Annotated in this window: 16 protein-coding genes and 2 tRNA genes; 11 read left to right on the forward strand and 7 right to left on the reverse strand. The window is 59.2% G+C overall.

Going from position 1 to position 18,704, the window contains the following annotated elements; all coding sequences use genetic code 11:
• From B3C38_RS11045 to B3C38_RS11065, 5 genes are all read right to left on the reverse strand, one after another.
• A tRNA-Leu gene (locus B3C38_RS11045) sits at positions 1-86 on the reverse strand.
• A 42-nt stretch (positions 87-128) separates the two neighbouring features.
• The gene (miaA, locus tag B3C38_RS11050; protein ID WP_286727098.1) at positions 129-1,040 is read right to left on the reverse strand and encodes a tRNA (adenosine(37)-N6)-dimethylallyltransferase MiaA; all 912 of its coding nucleotides are present in this window, start codon (positions 1,038-1,040) and stop codon (positions 129-131) included.
• Entirely contained in the window at positions 1,024-1,536 is a 513-nt protein-coding gene (locus B3C38_RS11055) for an IS1096 element passenger TnpR family protein (protein ID WP_026318377.1), read from the reverse strand. Before B3C38_RS11055 ends, miaA begins: the two co-directional genes overlap by 17 nt.
• Positions 1,537-1,606: 70 nt before the next feature.
• Entirely contained in the window at positions 1,607-2,731 is a 1,125-nt protein-coding gene (locus B3C38_RS11060; RefSeq protein ID WP_286727101.1) for a glycoside hydrolase family 18 protein, read from the reverse strand.
• Positions 2,732-2,837: 106 nt separating this feature from the next.
• Complete coding sequence (locus B3C38_RS11065) at positions 2,838-3,824, reverse strand: acyl-CoA reductase (protein ID WP_286727102.1); 987 nt, start codon at positions 3,822-3,824, stop codon at positions 2,838-2,840.
• A gap of 91 nt (positions 3,825-3,915) precedes the next feature.
• Between B3C38_RS11065 and B3C38_RS11070 the strand changes: the two genes are divergently transcribed.
• The 4 genes from B3C38_RS11070 to B3C38_RS11085 all read left to right on the forward strand — a co-directional run bounded on the left by B3C38_RS11070 (position 3,916) and on the right by B3C38_RS11085 (position 7,301).
• Complete coding sequence (locus B3C38_RS11070; RefSeq protein ID WP_022333658.1) at positions 3,916-4,518, forward strand: nitroreductase family protein; 603 nt, start codon at positions 3,916-3,918, stop codon at positions 4,516-4,518.
• 109 nt (positions 4,519-4,627) lie between these two features.
• Positions 4,628-4,700, forward strand: a tRNA-Gly gene (locus B3C38_RS11075).
• 570 nt (positions 4,701-5,270) lie between these two features.
• On the forward strand, positions 5,271-6,536 hold the full coding sequence (locus B3C38_RS11080) for a DNA cytosine methyltransferase (protein ID WP_286727104.1): 1,266 nt from the start codon (positions 5,271-5,273) through the stop codon (positions 6,534-6,536).
• Positions 6,537-6,560: 24 nt separating this feature from the next.
• Positions 6,561-7,301 carry a SinI family restriction endonuclease gene (locus tag B3C38_RS11085; RefSeq protein WP_022333660.1) on the forward strand — a complete coding sequence of 247 codons (741 nt, stop codon included), beginning with the start codon at positions 6,561-6,563 and terminating at the stop codon, positions 7,299-7,301.
• Positions 7,302-7,384: 83 nt separating this feature from the next.
• Here B3C38_RS11085 and B3C38_RS11090 read toward each other — a convergent pair whose 3' ends face one another.
• Positions 7,385-8,299: a helix-turn-helix domain-containing protein gene (locus B3C38_RS11090; RefSeq protein WP_286727110.1), complete on the reverse strand. Its 915-nt coding sequence runs from the start codon at positions 8,297-8,299 to the stop codon at positions 7,385-7,387.
• A 152-nt stretch (positions 8,300-8,451) separates the two neighbouring features.
• On the opposite strand from B3C38_RS11090, the gene B3C38_RS11095 reads away from it, so the two are divergent.
• From B3C38_RS11095 to B3C38_RS11105, 3 genes are read left to right on the forward strand one after another with little or no spacing between them, the layout of a single operon-like run.
• Positions 8,452-9,465, forward strand: a complete 1,014-nt coding sequence (locus B3C38_RS11095; RefSeq protein WP_286727111.1) for an efflux RND transporter periplasmic adaptor subunit — start codon at positions 8,452-8,454, stop codon at positions 9,463-9,465.
• A complete protein-coding gene (locus tag B3C38_RS11100; protein ID WP_286727112.1) occupies positions 9,462-12,503 on the forward strand; it encodes an efflux RND transporter permease subunit in 3,042 nt (1,013 codons plus the stop codon). The genes B3C38_RS11095 and B3C38_RS11100 overlap by 4 nt, the downstream gene beginning before the upstream one ends.
• A complete protein-coding gene (locus tag B3C38_RS11105) occupies positions 12,503-13,780 on the forward strand; it encodes a TolC family protein (protein WP_286727113.1) in 1,278 nt (425 codons plus the stop codon). Before B3C38_RS11100 ends, B3C38_RS11105 begins: the two co-directional genes overlap by 1 nt.
• On the opposite strand, the gene B3C38_RS11110 is transcribed toward B3C38_RS11105, so the two are convergent.
• Positions 13,767-14,018 carry a hypothetical protein gene (locus B3C38_RS11110; protein ID WP_276655187.1) on the reverse strand — a complete coding sequence of 84 codons (252 nt, stop codon included), beginning with the start codon at positions 14,016-14,018 and terminating at the stop codon, positions 13,767-13,769. The two genes, B3C38_RS11105 and B3C38_RS11110, sit on opposite strands and share 14 nt — an antisense overlap.
• Positions 14,019-14,224: 206 nt before the next feature.
• Here B3C38_RS11110 and B3C38_RS11115 point away from each other — a divergent pair, with 206 nt between their 5' ends.
• The 4 genes from B3C38_RS11115 to B3C38_RS11130 all read left to right on the forward strand — a co-directional run bounded on the left by B3C38_RS11115 (position 14,225) and on the right by B3C38_RS11130 (position 18,685).
• Positions 14,225-15,865: a tetratricopeptide repeat protein gene (locus B3C38_RS11115; protein WP_286727114.1), complete on the forward strand. Its 1,641-nt coding sequence runs from the start codon at positions 14,225-14,227 to the stop codon at positions 15,863-15,865.
• Positions 15,866-16,075: 210 nt separating this feature from the next.
• Positions 16,076-16,528 (forward strand): hypothetical protein, encoded by a 453-nt coding sequence (locus tag B3C38_RS11120; protein WP_055210364.1) that lies wholly within the window; start codon positions 16,076-16,078, stop codon positions 16,526-16,528.
• Between the two features lie 94 nt (positions 16,529-16,622).
• The gene (locus B3C38_RS11125) at positions 16,623-17,264 is read left to right on the forward strand and encodes a hypothetical protein (protein ID WP_055201977.1); all 642 of its coding nucleotides are present in this window, start codon (positions 16,623-16,625) and stop codon (positions 17,262-17,264) included.
• Positions 17,265-17,356: 92 nt separating this feature from the next.
• Positions 17,357-18,685 carry a T3SS (YopN, CesT) and YbjN peptide-binding chaperone 1 gene (locus B3C38_RS11130; protein ID WP_141405642.1) on the forward strand — a complete coding sequence of 443 codons (1,329 nt, stop codon included), beginning with the start codon at positions 17,357-17,359 and terminating at the stop codon, positions 18,683-18,685.
• The last annotated feature ends 19 nt before the right edge of the window (positions 18,686-18,704 follow it).

Here is an 18,704-nt window from a genome sequence, read left to right on the forward strand (position 1 = left end):
TACTCGGAGCGGGAATCGAACCCGCACGACCATTGCTGGTCACAGGATTTTAAGTCCGGCGTGTCTACCTATTCCACCATCCGAGCCACTGCCTTTCAGCGAAAGGCGTCGGCAAAAGTACGAAAATTTTACGATTCGCCAAAATCTATATAATTTATAATCGCCCCCGTCTGGTCGGGGCCGAACCAGCGGATTTCCGCGTCGCGGCGGAACCAGGTAAGCTGCCGTTTGGCATATCGGCGCGAATTGCGCTTGATAAGTTCCACGGCCCGGTCATAGGAGATGCGTCCGTCGAAATAGTCGAAGAACTCCCGGTAGCCGACCGTCTGCAGGGCATTCAGACCGCGGTAGGGATACACCGCACGCGCCTCGGCTTCGAGGCCGTCGGCAAGCATCTGCCCGACACGGCGGTCGATGCGTCCGTACAACTCCTCGCGCGGCATGTCAATGCCGACCTTCACGATGTCGAAATCGCGCTTGCGACGCCGCCCAGTCCGCAGGCGGGAGTAGGGCAGTCCGGTTTGCAGGCAGACCTCCAGTGCCCGAACGACGCGCGCCGGGTTGCTGCGGTCGACCACCGCATAATAATCCGGATCGAGCGTCCGCAACTGCCCGGCGAGGGCTTCGAGCCCCTCCGTGCGGAGTCGCGCCGCCAATTCGCGGCGCAGGTTTTCATCGGCCTGCGGCAGGTCGTCCATGCCTTCGCACAACGCCTTGACATAAAGCCCCGAGCCCCCGACGGCAACGACGCAGTCATGCCCGGCGAACAGTCTTTCGAGGCAGGCGAGGGCCTGCGTTTCGTACTCGCCGCAACTCAGGTTATCCGCGAGGTCGTGCGATGCTATAAAATGGTGTTCGACGGCTTGCAATTGGTCTGCCGTAGGCTGGGCCGTACCGATCGGCAAGCCGCGGTACATCTGGCGGGAGTCGGTGGAAAGGATGGGTGCACCGTAGTGCAGGGCGATGCGGATGCTCAGATCCGTCTTGCCCGAACCGGTCGGGCCGACAATGACGACGAGCCGCTTAGTACTCGTCGTCATAATTGTCGTCGCCCTCGAAATCGTTGAATTCCCCCATCACCTCGTCGAAAATCGAGCCTTCGCCCGCGGTGGCCGTCTTCGACGGGTCGTACTGGTCGGGGGCATCGGCCCGGGCGTATATCTCGCGCGGATAGGAGCCGTCTTTGGGCATCTCGTACGTCCCGGTCAGTTCGAGGAAGTAGGCCCGGTCGCCGAACATGTCGAAAAGGTAGATCAGCCGGTCGCGGTTGTTGTGGATGATCTGCCCCAGAGTCACGCTCTCCATCGCCGCAGGGGCCCCTTCCGAGCCGTCGTCCATATCCATGAGGGTGAACTCGCGCAGTTTTTCCCAGCGCTCGTCCGCCGTGAAGAACGACGCCATGCACTCCTCGTATTCGAGCGAGCGGAGGATGAAATTATGGAAATCGAGCAACGTCATGTCGTACGGCACTTCATAATCGCGCACGAAGTTGTCGTTCTCATCGCTCAGCATCCGGAATCGGAAAACCATTGACATAGCTTGTAATTTTTGCATTTCCTACTACAAAGATAGTACAAAAAGGGAAAATGCAAAACAACAGGCTGCGTCACTTCCGACCGAGGTACCGGGTAACAATGTCGATCAGGTAGTGGCTGCCCTGCGGGTTCTCCGCCCCGGGAGCTACGTAGTCGTGGTGGAATTCCCACCAGAAAGCCCCCAGGTAGCCGCCGGCCTTGATCCATTCGATCTTGCTGCGTATCGAAGAGGGGTTGTCGATGGTCACGAATTCCGTTCTGTCCGGCGAGAAATAGTAGGACACCTCGGCTGCCGGGTCGTACTCCTCCGTCCAGCCGTTTGCGAGCCGGGGCAGGAACTCCTTGTAGGTGATATACGAACCGTAGTCGCGCAGCGGCCCGTCGGCTTTCTGCCCGGGCTTCAACCCTTTGTAATAGAACCCGTAGTTGGCCAGCCCGAGGCAGAGCTTCCGCTTGTCGAAGACTTTCCAGTGTTCCAGCTTCGACCGCATACGCTCCATCGAGGTGTTGTGCGAAGGGGTGCTGCCCCATACGCCGTCGCACATGTCATAGGACATGATATTTATCCAGTCGACCGCCCCGGCCAGCCTGTCGGCCAGCGCCGGGTCGTACTCGTGGTCGATGCTGAGGGCCGTGGTCAGGTAGTAATAACGCCCGGTGCGTTCCGAGAGTTCGTCGAACCGTTCGCGCAGCAGGGCCATCATGCGGGCATGCAACTCCTTGTCCAGCGTGATCTCCCAGTCCATGTCGATGCCGTCGTAACCGTTCTTTTCGACCAGGCGCACCATATACCCGACAAACCTGGGGATCCGATCCGGATTCTCCAGCAGGGGAAGGAACTCCTGCTGCCCGCCGAAGCACAACAGGATCCTGGCCCCGGCGGCATGGGCCTTTTCGATCATGGAGGGCACGAGCGCCATCTTGCCTCCCTGCTTCAGGTAGTCGAACTGCGTGGCATAGGCGTCGACGGCATCCTGCGGCCGGTCGAAATCCAGCCCGGCCCACTCGGGCGTAGCCATCAGGTAGATGAACTGGAAGGCATCGTACCCCGGGTTCGTGAGTTCCGCCTCGCTCAGGAGGCTCTCCACCGAATAGGCGGCATGTATGAAGTCGGGGATTACGGGGGCCGGTTTGCGGGCATACGATGCAGAGCCGGCGACAAATAACGAAACGACTAATAAGGCGAACTTTTTCATGATAAACCATTTGTTTTATATTCAGCCTCAAATATAATATTATTTATTATAAACACAGCCAAATATAATATTATTTATCAATAAAAAGCACCCAGCATGACCTAATTTACAAACAAGATGTCGTAAGGAATTCGATGACATCCCTGTCGTCGGGGTAATCCGTCAGCCCAGGGGACTGTGCATGGCCGAAATCCACGCGGCGGCGGCAGGCAATGCACTCCGAAACGACGCATTGCAGTCCGGCATCGTGTGCTGCGAGCCAGGCCCCGACCTCGGCGGGTGATTTGTAAAACGAATAATTGATCCGGCTCAACGCCGCGGGAAAGGCCCGCTCTTCGACGGCCACGGCAGCTCCCAGGTCGCGGAACGGCTGTCCGCCCATCGTCAGGAGGGCTTTCTGCTGGCGGTAAGAGTTCCTGTATTTCACGTTCACCTCCGGCATCCGCAGCTGCAGGTCATAGCCCTCGGGCAGGAAAAGCAGCGACACGCTGCGGCAGCCCAGTCCGGAATAAGCCCAGATGTCGTCGGCCAATGCAGTGAGCTGCGCGGGGGTTTCCCGGCCGCCGAGTACGGCGACCGACTGGCGGTTACCGCGCAGCAGGGCGGGAATGCCCGCATACTGCGCCCGGAAATAGCGGTTGGCATTGTCGCTGCCCGTAGCGATCACGGCATCGGGCGATGTGCTGCCGTCGTAAAATTCCACCGGAACCTGCGGGTCGATTCCGCGCAGCAACCCGATGACATATTCCATCAGGACGGTATCTTTGGCCGATGGTTTTACGAGGCACCTGTGCCCTGCGGCGAGCACGCACAGCATATCGAAAAATCCGACCAGCGGGATATTCCCGGCCATGACGACCAGCACGCGCCGGGGTTCGGCGACAGGAACGGGGTAGGGCGCCAGCCACTCCGCGAGTGCGTCGCGCCGGAGCATCACGCCGGCGACGGCCGCAACGGCGCGGCGAATGTCCGCAGGCGTAAACCAGCCGTTTTCCCGGCAAGCACGCCCTATTATCTCCCGCGTGCGGGCGTCGTCGCCGAAACCGCGCAGGCGGCACCCAAGCCGGGAAAAGAGTCCGATGGCATTTTTCATGGTGCAAAGATAGCGTTTCGCAGCGGAATATGCACATTTTATCCGAAGTTGTGCTATATTTGCATAGACGGATCTTAAACCGGTAAAGACTATGGAAAGAACATTCAGAGAGGCACTCCGCCACCGCCGCAGCTACTACGCCTTAGCTCCGGAATCGCCCATCGACGACGCACGGATCGAGGAAATCGTGCGTTTTGCCATAAAACACGTACCCTCGGCCTTCAATTCGCAATCGACACGTGCCGTATTGCTGCTTCACGAGCATCACGACGAATTATGGAAAATCGTAAAGCGCACCCTGCGGGCAATCGTCCCCGAAGGGGCATTCGCACGCACCGAGGAGAAGATCGAGCACAGCTTCGCAGCCGGGTACGGCACCGTACTTTTCTTCGAAGACACGGATGTCGTCCGCGGCCTGCAACAGCAGTTTCCGGCCTATGCGGGGAATTTCCCGGTATGGTCGGAGCAGACATCGGCCATGCACCAGCTGGCAGTCTGGACGATGCTGGAAGACGCAGGGTTGGGGGCATCGCTCCAACATTACAACCCGCTCATCGATGACGAGGTGCGCAAGCGCTGGAGCCTGCCCGGGGAGTGGAAACTCGTCGCGCAAATGCCGTTCGGGACACCCGCAGGCGAACCGGGCGAAAAGACGTTCAAACCGCTGGACGAACGCATCAGGGTGTTCAGATAAAGGGGGCGGAGCCCGGCTTCAGGACAAAAATTCCGCAGAATAGCCCTGAAAAATTTGGAGATTCGGATTTTTTATATACCTTTGCACTCGCAATTGAGAAACATGCCATGCGGAAATAGCTCAGTTGGTAGAGCACAACCTTGCCAAGGTTGGGGTCGCGAGTTCGAGTCTCGTTTTCCGCTCAGGGAATCAGCAACTTACAGAAATGAAGTTGCTGATTTTTTGTTTACCTGCGGCGGGAAAGAGGCAAAAGCGCCTTTCCAGGGGCCTGGCTCCCATTGTCTCTCCATAAAACTCCCCATTAGAAACGTATTTTCCCTCCTGCGTCAAACGATGCAAAACAACGGCTTTAGAACAAATACCCCGGCAAGGACACGGTCAATAAGCCCCCGTTATGCCCCTTGCGTCCCCGGGACAAACGCAGGAAACCAGTAACAGTGAAATAACCTGTCCGTCTTACGGGCTCATGCGACTCCCCGTCCGGCACGGGTCGAACGTATCGGGATAAAAACTTCCGGTCCGAGGGAGTTTTTTTGGCCGTTTGCGGGGAAAAGGGTATATTTGCAGTGTTTCGCAAACGAAATAATCAAACCATGTTGCTGAGTGTGATTGAAACGGCGGAGACCTTGGGATGCTCCGCCCAATATGTGAGGAAACTTTTAAGGGAAGGCCGCCTCGCCGGCCAGAAAATAGGGGACTCCTGGATTTTAAACGACGATACATTGGAATCTTTCGACAGGAAGGATCTGCGGATGAAAAAAAATGACGTTCCGGATCGGAAATCCAAGAAAGCGCCAAAACAGGACGCGCTGAATTGCCTCTCCTTTTTCTCCGGGGCGATGGGGCTGGACATCGGACTGGAGCAGGAGGGCATCAACATATTGCTGGCCTGCGAAACGGATAACGCATGCCGCCGGACGATCGTCGCCAACGAACCCGGCATCGGCCTGATCGGAGATATAAGGGACTACACGGTCGGGGAGATCCTGGAATACGCCAACCTCCGGGAAAACGGGCAGGTCGACATCGTCGTCGGCGGGCCGCCCTGCCAGGCATTCAGCACGGCCGGGAAAAGGCTCGGCTTCCAGGACGAGCGGGGCAATGTCTTTCTGAAATACATAGAAGTCATCCGGGAGATACAACCGCAGTACGCCGTAATAGAAAACGTAAGAGGGTTGTTTTCGTCCGCACTTTCGATAGACATCGACGATGAAATTATCCGCAGCTACGACCTCGATTGGGCAAAGACACCGGGGTCGACACTCTTTTATATCAAAAAGAAGCTGGAAGCCGCAGGCTACAACGTAACTTTCAACCTTTACAATTCGGCCAATTTCGGCTCCCCGCAAATCAGGGAGAGGGTCGTCATAACATGCACCAAATCCCCGAACCCGGTTCCGTACCTCCGTCCCACCCATTCGAACGAAGAGGTATTCGGGCTTGAAAGGTGGAGGACTTTCAGGGATGCAGTAGCCGGATTGGATCCGGCCCGATGCGACCACATCGACTTTTCCGAGAAGCGGCTGAAGTACATTAAGATGCTGAAACCGGGGGAAAACTGGCGGAATCTGCCCAAAGAACTCCAGCCGGAAGCCATGGGAAACTCCTACCATCTGGGCGGTGGGAAAACGGGCTTTTACCGAAGGCTGGACTGGGATTCGCCGTCCCCCACGGTAGTCACCCATCCCGCCATGCCCGCAACGGAACTGGCGCACCCGACGGAAAACAGGCCCCTGTCCATACAAGAATACAAAAGGATTCAGGAATTTCCCGACGATTGGGTGATCGAAGGCAGTTTGCTGGACAAATACAAACAAATCGGCAATGCGGTTCCCGTCGGGCTGGGCAGGGCAATCGGCAGGACAATCGCCGCCCACCGCCAGGGAGTCGAAACGGCGGCACCGGAAGGCTTTCCCTATTCCCGCTACAAGGGCACATCGGATCATGAATTCGAAACCGGAATTTTATCGGGGAAACGAAAAAAAACATCGTCCCAGTTGACAATCGAATTCGATTAATCCGTAATTTTAAAACAAAAAACCATGACGGATGCATACAGATTCGACGAATCGAGTACGGAAAAGGCAATCGCCTATGCCAAAATATACGCCGGGACGAATTATTCCCCCGCCATGGAGACCGTCCTGAAAGTCGCCTTCAGCGAAAAACGCAATTTGCCGACTTTCCGCCTGAAAAGTTCGGACACCATAATTCTCTCCGGCTACATGCAGAAATGGGTGGGGGCATACCTGGCCGGATATAACAACAGGCCCTCGGCCAGAACCGGGAATTGTTCCGGGACACATCCGGATCCGATGGCAAAAACGATCCTCAGAGCCAGGATACCCGGGCTCGAGGATAATTTGGCCGATAAAATAGTGGCCGGGCATTCCCTGCTGATGACGATCGAAAACAATATCGGCGAGTTGCTCGAAGAGTACCTGGCGGTAAAATTATCCCCCTTGGGATGGTATTGCTGCTGGGGAAGTACGATTGATGCGGTGGACTTTTGCAAGGCGGACGGCTCGCTGCTGCAGATAAAGACAAGCGACAATTCCGAAAACAGTTCCAGCAGCAGGGTCAGGCAGGGCACTCCCATCGAAAAATGGTTCCGCAGGTTCTCGAGGCGTCCGGGAGTATATAACTGGGAGTCGCTCAACAGGATGCTGGGACGGCCGGGATATGTGTCCGAGTCAGACTTCCGGGCCTTCGCGGAAAAGACCATAGCGGCAAACCCGGCCTGCATATATATAGCCGCCAACCACCTGTTGAACAGACCCTGACACGTGCCGTCCCCCAGGTGGATGCACCCAAAAATTACCCGGAGCGCTCGCCCGGGTAATTTTCATTCCGGATCGCGGGCGGGCTATTTTCCCAGCCGGTAAGCGGTGGGGGTCATGCCCGTATGGTTCTTGAAGTATTTCCCGAAAAACGACTGGTTGGGGAAATTCAGGTAGTAGGAGATCTCCTGGATGCTCATCGTGGAGTATTTCAGCAGGTTCTTGGCTTCGAGCACCACATAGTCGTCGATCCACTGCACGGCCGTGCGCCCGCTGGTCTTGCGGATGATCGTCGTGAGGTATTTGGGCGTCAGGTTCAACTGTTCGGCATAGAAACCTACCGAACGCTGCTGCATGTAGTGCCTGGTCAGCACTCCCATAAACTGGTTGAAATATTCCTCGTTGCGGCTGCGCGAAGAGGCGTCCGACGCCCCCGTCTCGACATGCCGGGCGATGATCCGGCAGACCTTGTAGGCCAGTGTCCGGATCATCGAACGTATGATCTCGGCGGAGTAGGGGTCGTTGTGCTGCCGTGCCCCCTCGATGCGGATCCCGTCCAGCGAACGCATGACCCCGTCCCACTCCTCGTCGTCGAGCGGCAGGCTGGGGTGCTTCTCGACCTGCAGGAAAAGCTGTGTCAGCAGTTTGAGGTCGATATTGATCCGTTGGATGAACTCCTCCTCGCAGAGAATGGCATGCACGCTGGCGTCCTCCACCGACTCGACCTGCAGGATGCTGCCGGGCAGGTGGACGAAAAGCGTCCTCTCGCCGATCGTGTGGCGCGTCACGCCCGACGTGGAGACAATCGAACCTTTAGAACAAAAAATGATCGCAAAGGCATCGAGACGTGTCGGATACCGGAACAGGTCGATGTTGAATTCATCCTTCACATTGACACGCGAAGCGATCAGGCATCCATCGTAATAGAGGTCTTCCGGCCTGCGGCCGCAGATGTCGAGCAATGTGGCGAGCGAGAAGCTCTGAATCTCCTTTTTGTTCATTTTACCGATAATTATACGGACAAATATACGCAAATCCCGGGAGCTTTTCATTGAATAGTACAAAATCGAACCAATCGACGAATTCATCCGACACGATGGTCTTTTCTTACGACCGCTAAAACGGCAACTTTGCATCGAAAAATACGGAACAGATGAAACAAACGACTTTTTGCGCAATACTGCTGTTAGCGACAGGTTGCACTTCACCGAAAAAGCCCCATACGGCCGATCCGCTGCGTGTGGGCACCATCGTCGTCACCCCGTCGTCGGACATCGACGCCGCGCTCTACGTCGGCACGATCGAGGAGGAGACCTCGGCCGCCCTGAGTTTCCCCGTCGCCGGTACCCTCGCGCGCACCTACGCGGACGAAGGGCAGCGCGTGCAGCAGGGGCAGTTGCTGGCCGAACTCGATCCGACATCGGCCCGGCAGACCTTCGATGCCGCGCAGGCGGCACTCGACCAGGCGAAAGATGCCTGCGCGCGCCTCAAACAGCTTTACGACGCCGAGAGCCTGCCCCAGATCAAGTGGGTCGAGGCGCAGACCCGGCTGCGCCAGGCCGAGTCGGCATACGGCATCGCCCGCAAAAACCTCGACGACTGCAAGTTGTACGCACCGTTCACGGGCGTCATCGGCAAACGGCAGGCCGCAGCGGGGGAGACGGTTCTGCCGGGCGTTCCGGCCATGACCCTGCTGCGGATCGGGACGGTGAAAGTCCGCTTCCCGGTACCCGAGCAGGAGATCGCACGCCTGGGCACGGACAGCCGGCTGCGGATAACCGTCGCGGCACTCGGCGACCGTGCTTTCCCGGCCGGGAAGATCGAAAAGGGTGCCGTGGCAAATCCCGCTACACACACCTATGACGTACGCGCCACGCTGTCCAACGCCGACGGCGAGCTGCTCCCGGGCATGGTATGCCGTGTGGAGGCATCGCCGGCAGGGGCGGCCGAAGAGATCGCGCTGCCGGTACGCGCCGTGCAGCAGGCCGGCGACGGAAGCCGCTTCGTATGGAAAGTGAGCGGGGATTCGGTCGTCCGCACGGCTGTCGCCACGGGACGCCTGGTGAACAACGCCGTCACGATCACCGCAGGAATACAAGCGGGCGACCGCATCGTGACCGACGGGATGCAGAAAATCGGCCAGGGAAGTAAAGTCATAGCGGAATGAAAAGCAATATAATATCGTGGTCGATGCGCAATTTCCGCATCGCCTTCCTCATCGTGGGCTGCCTGTTCGCCTTCGGTATTTACGGGCTGGTGCATATTCCCAAGCAGGAGTTCCCGGAATACACGATCCGCCAGGGCGTGGTGGTGGGCGTCTATCCCGGCGCCACGAGCGAAGAGGTCGAGCAGCAGCTCGCCAAGCCGCTCGAACAGTTCCTGATGACTTACAAGGAGGTCAAACGGTCGAAGACCACCTCCACGTCGCAGAACGGCATGTGCTACGTGATGGTCGAACTCGAAGACCACGTGAACGACAAGGACGAAGTGTGGTCGAAGATCAAGCACGGCCTGGCGGCATTCAAGTCGCAGTTGCCGCCGGGCGTTGCGGCCGTGGTCACCAACGACGACTTCGGCGACACCTCGGCGCTGCTCATCACGCTCGAATCCGATACGCGGTCGTACCGCGAACTGAAAGGCTACATGGACGACCTGAGCGACCGCCTGCGCCGCATCGAGTCGGTCTCGAACCTGCGCCCGTACGGTGTGCAGCAGGAGCAAATCTCGATCTACGCCGACCATGAACGGCTGGCGGCCTACGGCATCGGCGAAAAAGTCCTCTCGGCCGCGCTCGCCTCGCAGGGGCTGACCCCGATGGGCGGGTCGGTCGGCAACGCCGAGACCGAAACGCCCATCCACATCGCGCCGGCGCTGGCCGGCGAGCGGGAGGTCGCCGAGCAGATCATCTGGAGCGACCCGCAGGGGCACGTGCTGCGCGTGAAGGACGTGGCGCGCGTCGTACGCGAATACGACGACCCGGACAGCTACATCCGCAACAACGGCCACCGCTGCGTCATGCTGTCGATGGAGATGAAGGCGGGCTTCAACATCGTGCAATACGGCCGTGACGTGGACGAAGTGCTGCACGAATTCATTGCGGCCGAGCTCCCCGCGGACGTCCAGGTGCAGCGCATCGCCGACCAGGCCAAGGTCGTGGGCGACTCGGTGCACTCGTTCCTGCGTGACCTGTTCGTCGCCATGGCCATCATCATCCTGGTGATGATGCTCCTCTTCCCGCTGCGGTCGGCCATCGTGGCGGCCATCACCATCCCGCTGTCGACCTTCATCTCGGTGGGAATCATGTACCTGTTCGGCATCCCGCTCAACACGGTGACCCTCGCGGCACTGGTCGTGGTGCTGGGTATGATCGTCGACAATTCGATCGTGGTGATCGACGGCTACCTCGACTACCTCGGGCGCGGCCACTCGCGCTGGTTCGCGGCGGTCGAGAGCGCCCGGGAGTTCTTCCCGTCGCTGCTGCTGGCCACGGTCTGCATCTGCATGATCTTCTATCCGATCCTCTTCACCATGACGGGCATGATGGGCGACTTCCTGACCTATTTCCCGTGGACGATCACGATCAACCTGATGGTCTCGCTGCTGCTGGCCGTGCTGGTGATCCCGTTCCTCGAAATCCTCATCATCCCCGCCGTACAGCCGAAAAAAGCGGGCAAGTCGGTCACAGACCGCGTACACGACCTCTACCGCCGCGTACTGGCGTGGACGTTCCGCCACGGCTGGCTGACGATCTCGATGGGCGTCGCTTCGGTCATCGTATCGCTGCTGATCGCCACGCAGCTCAAGCTGCGCATGGTTCCCTTCGCCGACCGCGACCAGTTCGCCGTGGAGATCTACCTGCGCCCCGACGTGCCGCTGGAGCGCACCGCCGCCGTAGCCGACTCGGTCTACCGGGTGCTGCACGACGATGCGCGCGTGAAATCGGTCACCTCGTTCGTCGGGTGCTCCTCGCCGCGCTTCCAGATGAGCTACGCCCCGCAGATGGCAGGCAAGAACTACGCACAGTTCATCGTCAACACCACCTCGGTCGACGACACCGAAGATATCCTCGACCAGTATGCCGACGCATGGGCCGACCGTTTCCCCGAGGCCTATGTCAAATTCAAGCAGCTCGACTACCAGAACGTCCCCTCGCTGGAGTTCCGGTTCTACGGCAGCGACATCGACTCGCTGCGCACCGCGACCGACGGCCTGATGGCCCGGATGCGCCGGATGCCCGAGCTGCAATGGGTACACTCCGACTACGAAGACCCCCGTTCGGTCATCGACGTGCGGCTGGATCCCGTCACGGCACCGCAGCTGGGCGTCACGCGGACGCTGGCCGCGGTCAACCTGGCGCTGGCTTCGGGCGACGTCCCGGTCGGATCGGTCTGGGAGGGCGATTACCGGCTGCCCATCGTACTCAAGAACGACACACGGCAGGGCGAACGCTCGCTCTCCGACATCGGGGACACCTACATCTCGTCGCCGGTGCCTTCGGTCAGCGTGCCCCTGCGCCAGATCGCCGACGTGGAGCCCGTCTGGAGCCAGAGCAAGATCGTACACCGCAACGGCATGCGCTGCATAACCGTCACGGCCGACCTCAAACGCGGTGCCAACGCCATGCGGATGACTTCGCGCATCAGCGACATCATCGACCGGGAGCTGGTGCTCCCGGCAGGCGTCACCACGGAACTGGGCGGCGCCCATGAATTCGACTGGGAGACCATCCCGCCCATCGCATCGGGGCTGTCGATCTCGCTGGTGATCATTTTCTTCTTCATCCTCGTCAACTTCCGCAAGTTCGGCATCACGCTGGTGGTCATGGCCTCGATGTCGCTGTGCCTGTTCGGCGCCGTCGTCGGGCTGCGGATCGCCGACTTCACCATCGGCCTCACGTCGGTGCTGGGTTTCATCACGCTGCTGGGCATGATCGTGCGCAACGTCATCCTGATGTACCAGCACGCCGAGGACAAACGCAAGGTCTGCCACTGGTCGGCACGCCTGGCGGCCTACGACGCCGGCAAGCGGCGCATGGTGCCGATCTTCCTCACGACCGCGACCACGGCCGTAGGCGTCGTGCCGATGATGTTCGGCGGCAGTACTTTCTGGGCGCCGGTCGGCGTAACGATCTTCGCCGGCGGCATCGGCTCGCTGATCCTCGTAGTCACGATCCTGCCCGTCCTCTATTCCAAAATTTACAAATGATGAAAAAGACCGTCCTATTCCTCCTGCTGTGCATGGCCGCCGCCCCGGGCCTGTCCCAGACGCTCACGCTCGACGAGTGCCGCGCCGCGGCCGAGGAGCATAACCGCACGCTCAAAAACAGCCGCCTCGGCCTCGATGCCGCCTTGCAGACGCGCCGCGAGGCATTCACCACCTATTTCCCGCAGGTCTCGGCCTCGGGCGGCGTATTCCAGGCCCAGCACGGGCTGGTGCAGGCCGATTTCGCGATCCCCCAGATGGGGTCGCTGCCCCTGTTGCTGGTAAAACGCGGCATCCTGGGTTCCGTCACGGCCGTGCAGCCCCTGTTCGCAGGGCTGAAGATCGTCAGCGGCAACAAACTCGCCCGGCTGGGCGAAGAGGTCGCGCAGCTACAACTGCAAAAGACCGCAGCCGAGGTGCGCGAACGCACCGACACCTACTTCTGGCAGGTGGTATCGCTCAGGGACAACCTTTCGACCATCGAAGCCGTGGAGCGGCAGCTGGCGGAGATACACCGCCAGGTCGCGCTCTCGGTCAAAGCGGGGCTCGTGACCACGAATGACCTGCTGCGCGTGGAACTGCGCAGGCAGGAGGTAGCCTCCGAGCGGCTGAAGGTCGAAAACGGGCTGAAGGTGTCGAAGATGCTGCTCGCACAGCATATCGGCGCCGACTGGCATACGTTCGACATCGCGGCCGCAGCCTTCGGCGAACCGGAGGCCCCGGCAGCCTATTACGTGCCGGTGGACGAGGCGCTCGACCGCCGCGCGGAATACCTGCTCTCGGAAAAGAACGTCGAGGCGCAGAAATACCGCAAGCGCATGGAACGCGGCAAACGGCTGCCGACCGTGGCCGTGGGCGCCGGGTACCTCTATTATAACGTGACCGACAAGGACGTGGACGACGGAATGGTCTTCGCACAGGTATCCATCCCCATTTCCGACTGGTGGGGCGGGGCTCATGCCCTGAAAAAGGCCCGCATCGACGAGATGCAGGCCGAGAACGACCGACTGGAAGCCCGCGAAATGCTCGCCGTGGAGATCGAACGGACATGGAGCGAGGTGCAGGAGGCCCACGCACAGATCCTGCTCATGCAGCGTTCAGTGGCATCGGCCACCGAAAACCTGCGGCAGAACCGCAATTTCTACGACGCAGGGACAGCTACCCTCACCGACCTGCTCGACGCCGAGACGCTCTACACCCAGAGCCGCAACAACCTCACCTCGGCCTATGCCGCCTACCACACCTCGCTCGCGAAATACATGCGCGTCACGGGGCGGTAAGGGTACGGCCGGCATTCGACAAGTATATTCGGCAGTCTGGCGGATCGGTCGTACTGCCTGATCCCGGGTGTTTTCCGAGGCGCCGCATGAGGGTCGCGATATTCTCGCGTTTGCACTGGGTGATGAAATCGGCCCTGTCCGCCGCGAGCTCCCCGATAAGCGGGCGGATAATGGGGTAGGTGACGAACGTGAAGATATCGAGCGAAAGGATATCCAGCATGGGGTGCCGTACGTCCACACGTTCGATTTCACCCCGGCCCGCCGCGATCTACGTGGTGCGGGCGCCTTCGAAACCTTTTTTCAGCAGCTCTCCCGGACAAGAAAAAAACAGGCACAGCGTACGCCCCACCGCAAAAAACACTATATTTGCGACCCGGAGCGGCACTGAGGCAGACCGGACAAAAGGTGCCGAAGTCGTTTACCCGCCCCAAATAACTTCTACCCATGTATTGCGTCCGTTTTACCGTCGTATTCCTCCTGTGCCTGCCGGCCATCGGCTGCCAAACCATTCCCGAAGCCATTCCACAAGCCGAGGCGATCGTCATGGAGCATCCCGACAGCGCCGTGCGGCTCCTGCGGGGAATCCCCGCCCCCGCGAAGAACCTGTCCCGCCGCAACTATGCCCGCTACGCACTGATCTTGACCCAGGCGCGGTGGCTCGCGGGCGAAAACTTGACCGGCGACACGCTTTCCGACGTCGCACTCGCCTATTACAGCACCCACACGAAGGATTTTGTCCGTGTGCACAAGGCTTATTACTATGCGGCCAAGATCGCCGATCGCCGCCACCAACCCGAAATCGCCATGTCACTGCTGCTGAACAGCCGGCAGGCGCTGCCCGCGGCGGGGGAGTGGCAAAGGCACTATGTGGTGGAAACGTGGCTGGGCGTCTTCTGCGGCAAGCAACGGCTCTACGAGGAGAAGGTCGGCCACGCCATGCGGGCCTATGCCTACGCCGACAGCCTCGACAGGGACGGCTGGCGTTGCATTTCGCTCGGCGACATCGCACATGCGTACATGGGGCTCGGCAAATACGACAGCATGGAATACTATGCGCTGAAGGCGCTCCGCCTGGCCGAGGAGAAGGGGATCACCGAAAATACCTCCCAGAAATGGGCCATGCTGATCGAAAACGCCCTCCGGCGCGGGGACTATGCCACTGCCGAGGAGTACTGGGAACGGGGATACGAATTCGCCCCCGAACGGGCCCGCTTTTCGTGGATCAAGACCAAGGCAGAAATATATAACAAGCAGGGGCGCTACGACGTGGCGCTGCGTCTAATCGACAGTTCGCGGATGATGTGCCCCGACACATCCGACCTCACCGCACGGGCGCTGTGGGCGTTCCACGCCTCGGAAGCCTACGAGGGACTGGGGCAGGCGAAGAAAAGCCTCGAAGCGCTGAAATATTATTGCAGCCTCAGGGATTCGCTCGAAGACAACATACACAGCGCCGATGTGCTCCACATCCGCGAATTGTGGCAGTACGAGCACCTCAAAGCCCGGAACACCGCCCTCGAGGGGCAGAAACAGTTCCGCGAACGCCTCGCATACCGGACGATGCTGGCCTGCGGCGCGATACTGCTGCTCGGGGCATGGCTGGGGATGCGCATATGGCACCGGACAAAACTGCGGGAAATCGCCCAGCAAAAACGCCTCATGAAGCAGGCGAACGAGCTCGACGAAATGCGCCGCAAGGAAGAACAGCTGCGCACGGCTTTCTTCCGCCAGCTCAACAGCCGCTTCATCGCGCAGGTAAAGCAGGCCGGGGAGTCGAAGAAATGCCGGATGTCGGATGAAGACTGGAAGACGATCTACACCCACGCCGACGCCGTGTTCGATAATTTCACGGTTCGGCTCCGCCACCAGTTCCCGTCCCTGAACGAGGATGACATCCGCTATTGCTGCATGGTACGCATGCATTTGTCGCAGGCCGAGATCGCCGGCGTCGTCTGCCTGGAGAAGGACTCGGTAAAAAAACGATTGAAGCGCATCCGCACCGAAAAACTGGCCTCGGCAAAGGGCGCAACACTGGAAGATGTCCTCTCCAAATTACAAAATGTACCCCTCTTGTCCCGCCTCTAGAACATGGAACAAAAAGATAACCAGTAGGTTGGAAAATAATCCCCCCCCCGCAATATACCCCTGTATACCCATTCGGAACAGGTGCCCCGCAATTAACTTTGCACCGAATACGACCGTCGTGCCGCGACTGCCGTAAAGGAACATCCCGCGCATAGTCCGCCGGATAACGCGAACGGGCATCATTCATCCAAATTTACAATAAAAATAAAAATGCAGAAATTCAGCTACACCCCGACCAACCCCTTCAGCGGGTCGCTCTCATCGCTGGCCATCGGCGCCGGCATGGTCATCGTACCCCTGGTATATCCTTTTGGCATCCGCATCGGCCGCATGCCCATCCTGGGCGCCACTGCCACGACGATCATCTTCGTGGTCGGCGGACTCGCCCTGCTGACGTTCACCGTGCGCGAGATCATGCAGGCACGCAAGCTCATCGCTCAGGGCGGGGAAATCACTGTCGACGGCGACCTGGTCACGATTCCCGTGGTGAAAAAGGGCACCGTAACCAACGAGTCGTTCAGGCTCCCGGACGTCGAGTACACCAAATTCGATGCGGAGGAAAACGAATTCACCATCTCGCTGCCGGCCGCCCACCATGTCATCCGCGGCGCATTCTTCGAAAGCTCCGATGCGTTCGACGCCTTCAAGTCCACCTTCAAATAACAGAATATACACCACGAACAAACAACGTTTTGCAATACACGACACGTCCGCTAAGCAAAACATTTTATCAATTAACGTTATAACCGAAAAGACAATGCGACACATTTTCAAACTGCTCGCCGCGAGCGTCGCTGCGGCAACGATCTGCTCCTGTTCCTCGCTCACAGGCTATCCGACGGATGCCGAGGCGAGTTATGCCAAAGCCATCGAAATCGCAAAAAAGAGCGTCGACACCGACAAGTTCAAGGTCTATTCGCTTTCGTTCATGGAGGGTGAACCCCTGTCGGACAACCTGTTCCTCATCTCGGTAAAACTGGTCAACAAGGACAACCAGGCATTTTCGCAGTCCTACTACATGACCGGGCTCGAACCGACCGCCCTGAGCGACGTACAGCGCACGTTCGAGGCCCCCGAATACGAAACCACCGTCGGCATCGACCTTACGAAGCTCGACGCCGCGCAAATCGCCGCACAGATCGCACAGGCCAAGACCATGCTCCCCGAAGGGCACTCGTTCAAGTCGGTAGGAAGCTACCAGATCGAGGAGGATGTCCCGGCAGGCAACTCGGTATTCAACCGCAACAAGACATTCGGGAAGCAGCACACGTCCTTCGTCGTCCGCTTCACCGAGGACGGTAAGGAGACCGAGAGCAGCGCGGGCAAAACGTCGTATATCTACTACGAGGCCGAGGTGACCGTGGAACCCGACGGCACGCTTTCGATCGAAGAAAATTAAGTTTTTCGCCCGGGAGCGCGGTTTTCTCCCGATTTTTCCTAAATTTACAGGACAGATGCCCCGACAACCGGGGATCGCCATAATAAAACTACATGAAAACTACTCACCCATTCGTCGCTCCTGTCCTCGGCTCGACCCAGAGCAAGGTCAACATGGAGGCCTACGAGCAGGCCATAGACCAATACAACGAGGGCAATTACCTCGGGGCGTTCTATCAGTTGCTCGACCACCTGAACCCGGAATTCCGCACCAAGTACGGCAATGCCAACGGCACGGAGTTCCATATCCCGCACGGATCTATCCTGGTGCACATCCGCATCGCGGACGACAGGCTGCACATCAGCGCCGATTTCCTGATACTCCCCGAAAAGGGACGCGTGGCCATGCTGCGCCAGGTCGCCGACCTGAACATCAACCGGCTGATGCTGCCGCGTTTCCGCAAGGAAGACGACAGGCTGATGATGGAATACGCCTGCCCGCTGTCACAAAGCCATCCGCACAAACTGTATTTCATACTGCGCAACATCTGCCACGTCGGCGACCGCTACGACGACGAGTTCTGCACGAAGTTCGGCGCCCAACGCAGCTACGAACCGCAGGTGACGCCCTACCCGGAAGAGGAGGTGACGCGCATCTACGAAGCCGTCCGGCAGACATGCCGCGAGACGCTCGACGCGGTGAAGGAATACGAGACGGAACGCAAGTACGGCTATTCGTGGAACGTGATCGACATCGCGCTCTACAAGATCGCCTATTTCGCGCACCCGCAGGGGCAGTTGCTCAACGACCTCGACAAGGCGGTCGACGACATGGACAAGGAGCTTCCCGTGGCCGAACTGGTGGCCAAGGGCAAGGCGTTCCTCGAACGGCTGCTCGCAATGCCGCGCGAGGAGATGGCGCGCGACCTTTACCTGGTCGACACGCTGGTTTCGACCAAGCGCCGCTCCTCGCTCAACAACGTGCAGGAGAACTTCAAGGAGGTGTACCAGGAGGCTACCGAAGCCATCGAATCGGAGAATTTCGAGCGTAGCACCGTGCGCATCCTCTACAAGTTCTACGAAATGTATTACTACAACGACGTGCAGGACGACCTGAACGCCGTCGTGGCGGGGGCGCTCGGCAAGTCGGCCGGGAAAACGATGGAGGAGGCTTCGGAGATCCTGTACGAAGCACTCGAAAAAGTCATGGAGGACGACCTCTCGGCGGACGACGGGGATTTCGACGCCGGGGAGCTGGGCATCGCCGGTGCGGCCGCCGCGGAGCAGGTGCAGCAGATGGCCGCCGCCATGCAGGGCCATGTCGCGCAGATGCAGGCCGCGATGCAGGAGGCACTGGCCAAAGGCGACATGGCCGAATACATGCGGCTGGCGCAGGAATTCCAGCAAAAAATGATGGAACAGGCCCTCGGGCAACAAAAATAACCGCTCTAAACCCGTATAT

This window comes from Alistipes sp. UBA1686 (assembly GCF_002320215.1).
Classification (GTDB): Bacteria; Bacteroidota; Bacteroidia; order Bacteroidales; family Rikenellaceae; genus Alistipes; species Alistipes onderdonkii.

Coding starts and splice junctions, on each gene's coding strand:
- miaA (WP_286727098.1), bottom strand. CDS start 1,040: ATGACGACGAGTACTAAGCGGCTCGTCGTCATTGTCGGCCCGACCGGT.
- B3C38_RS11055 (WP_026318377.1), bottom strand. CDS start 1,536: ATGTCAATGGTTTTCCGATTCCGGATGCTGAGCGATGAGAACGACAAC.
- B3C38_RS11060 (WP_286727101.1), bottom strand. CDS start 2,731: ATGAAAAAGTTCGCCTTATTAGTCGTTTCGTTATTTGTCGCCGGCTCT.
- B3C38_RS11065 (WP_286727102.1), bottom strand. CDS start 3,824: ATGAAAAATGCCATCGGACTCTTTTCCCGGCTTGGGTGCCGCCTGCGC.
- B3C38_RS11070 (WP_022333658.1), top strand. CDS start 3,916: ATGGAAAGAACATTCAGAGAGGCACTCCGCCACCGCCGCAGCTACTAC.
- B3C38_RS11080 (WP_286727104.1), top strand. CDS start 5,271: ATGAAAAAAAATGACGTTCCGGATCGGAAATCCAAGAAAGCGCCAAAA.
- B3C38_RS11085 (WP_022333660.1), top strand. CDS start 6,561: ATGACGGATGCATACAGATTCGACGAATCGAGTACGGAAAAGGCAATC.
- B3C38_RS11090 (WP_286727110.1), bottom strand. CDS start 8,299: ATGAACAAAAAGGAGATTCAGAGCTTCTCGCTCGCCACATTGCTCGAC.
- B3C38_RS11095 (WP_286727111.1), top strand. CDS start 8,452: ATGAAACAAACGACTTTTTGCGCAATACTGCTGTTAGCGACAGGTTGC.
- B3C38_RS11100 (WP_286727112.1), top strand. CDS start 9,462: ATGAAAAGCAATATAATATCGTGGTCGATGCGCAATTTCCGCATCGCC.
- B3C38_RS11105 (WP_286727113.1), top strand. CDS start 12,503: ATGAAAAAGACCGTCCTATTCCTCCTGCTGTGCATGGCCGCCGCCCCG.
- B3C38_RS11115 (WP_286727114.1), top strand. CDS start 14,225: ATGTATTGCGTCCGTTTTACCGTCGTATTCCTCCTGTGCCTGCCGGCC.
- B3C38_RS11120 (WP_055210364.1), top strand. CDS start 16,076: ATGCAGAAATTCAGCTACACCCCGACCAACCCCTTCAGCGGGTCGCTC.
- B3C38_RS11125 (WP_055201977.1), top strand. CDS start 16,623: ATGCGACACATTTTCAAACTGCTCGCCGCGAGCGTCGCTGCGGCAACG.
- B3C38_RS11130 (WP_141405642.1), top strand. CDS start 17,357: ATGAAAACTACTCACCCATTCGTCGCTCCTGTCCTCGGCTCGACCCAG.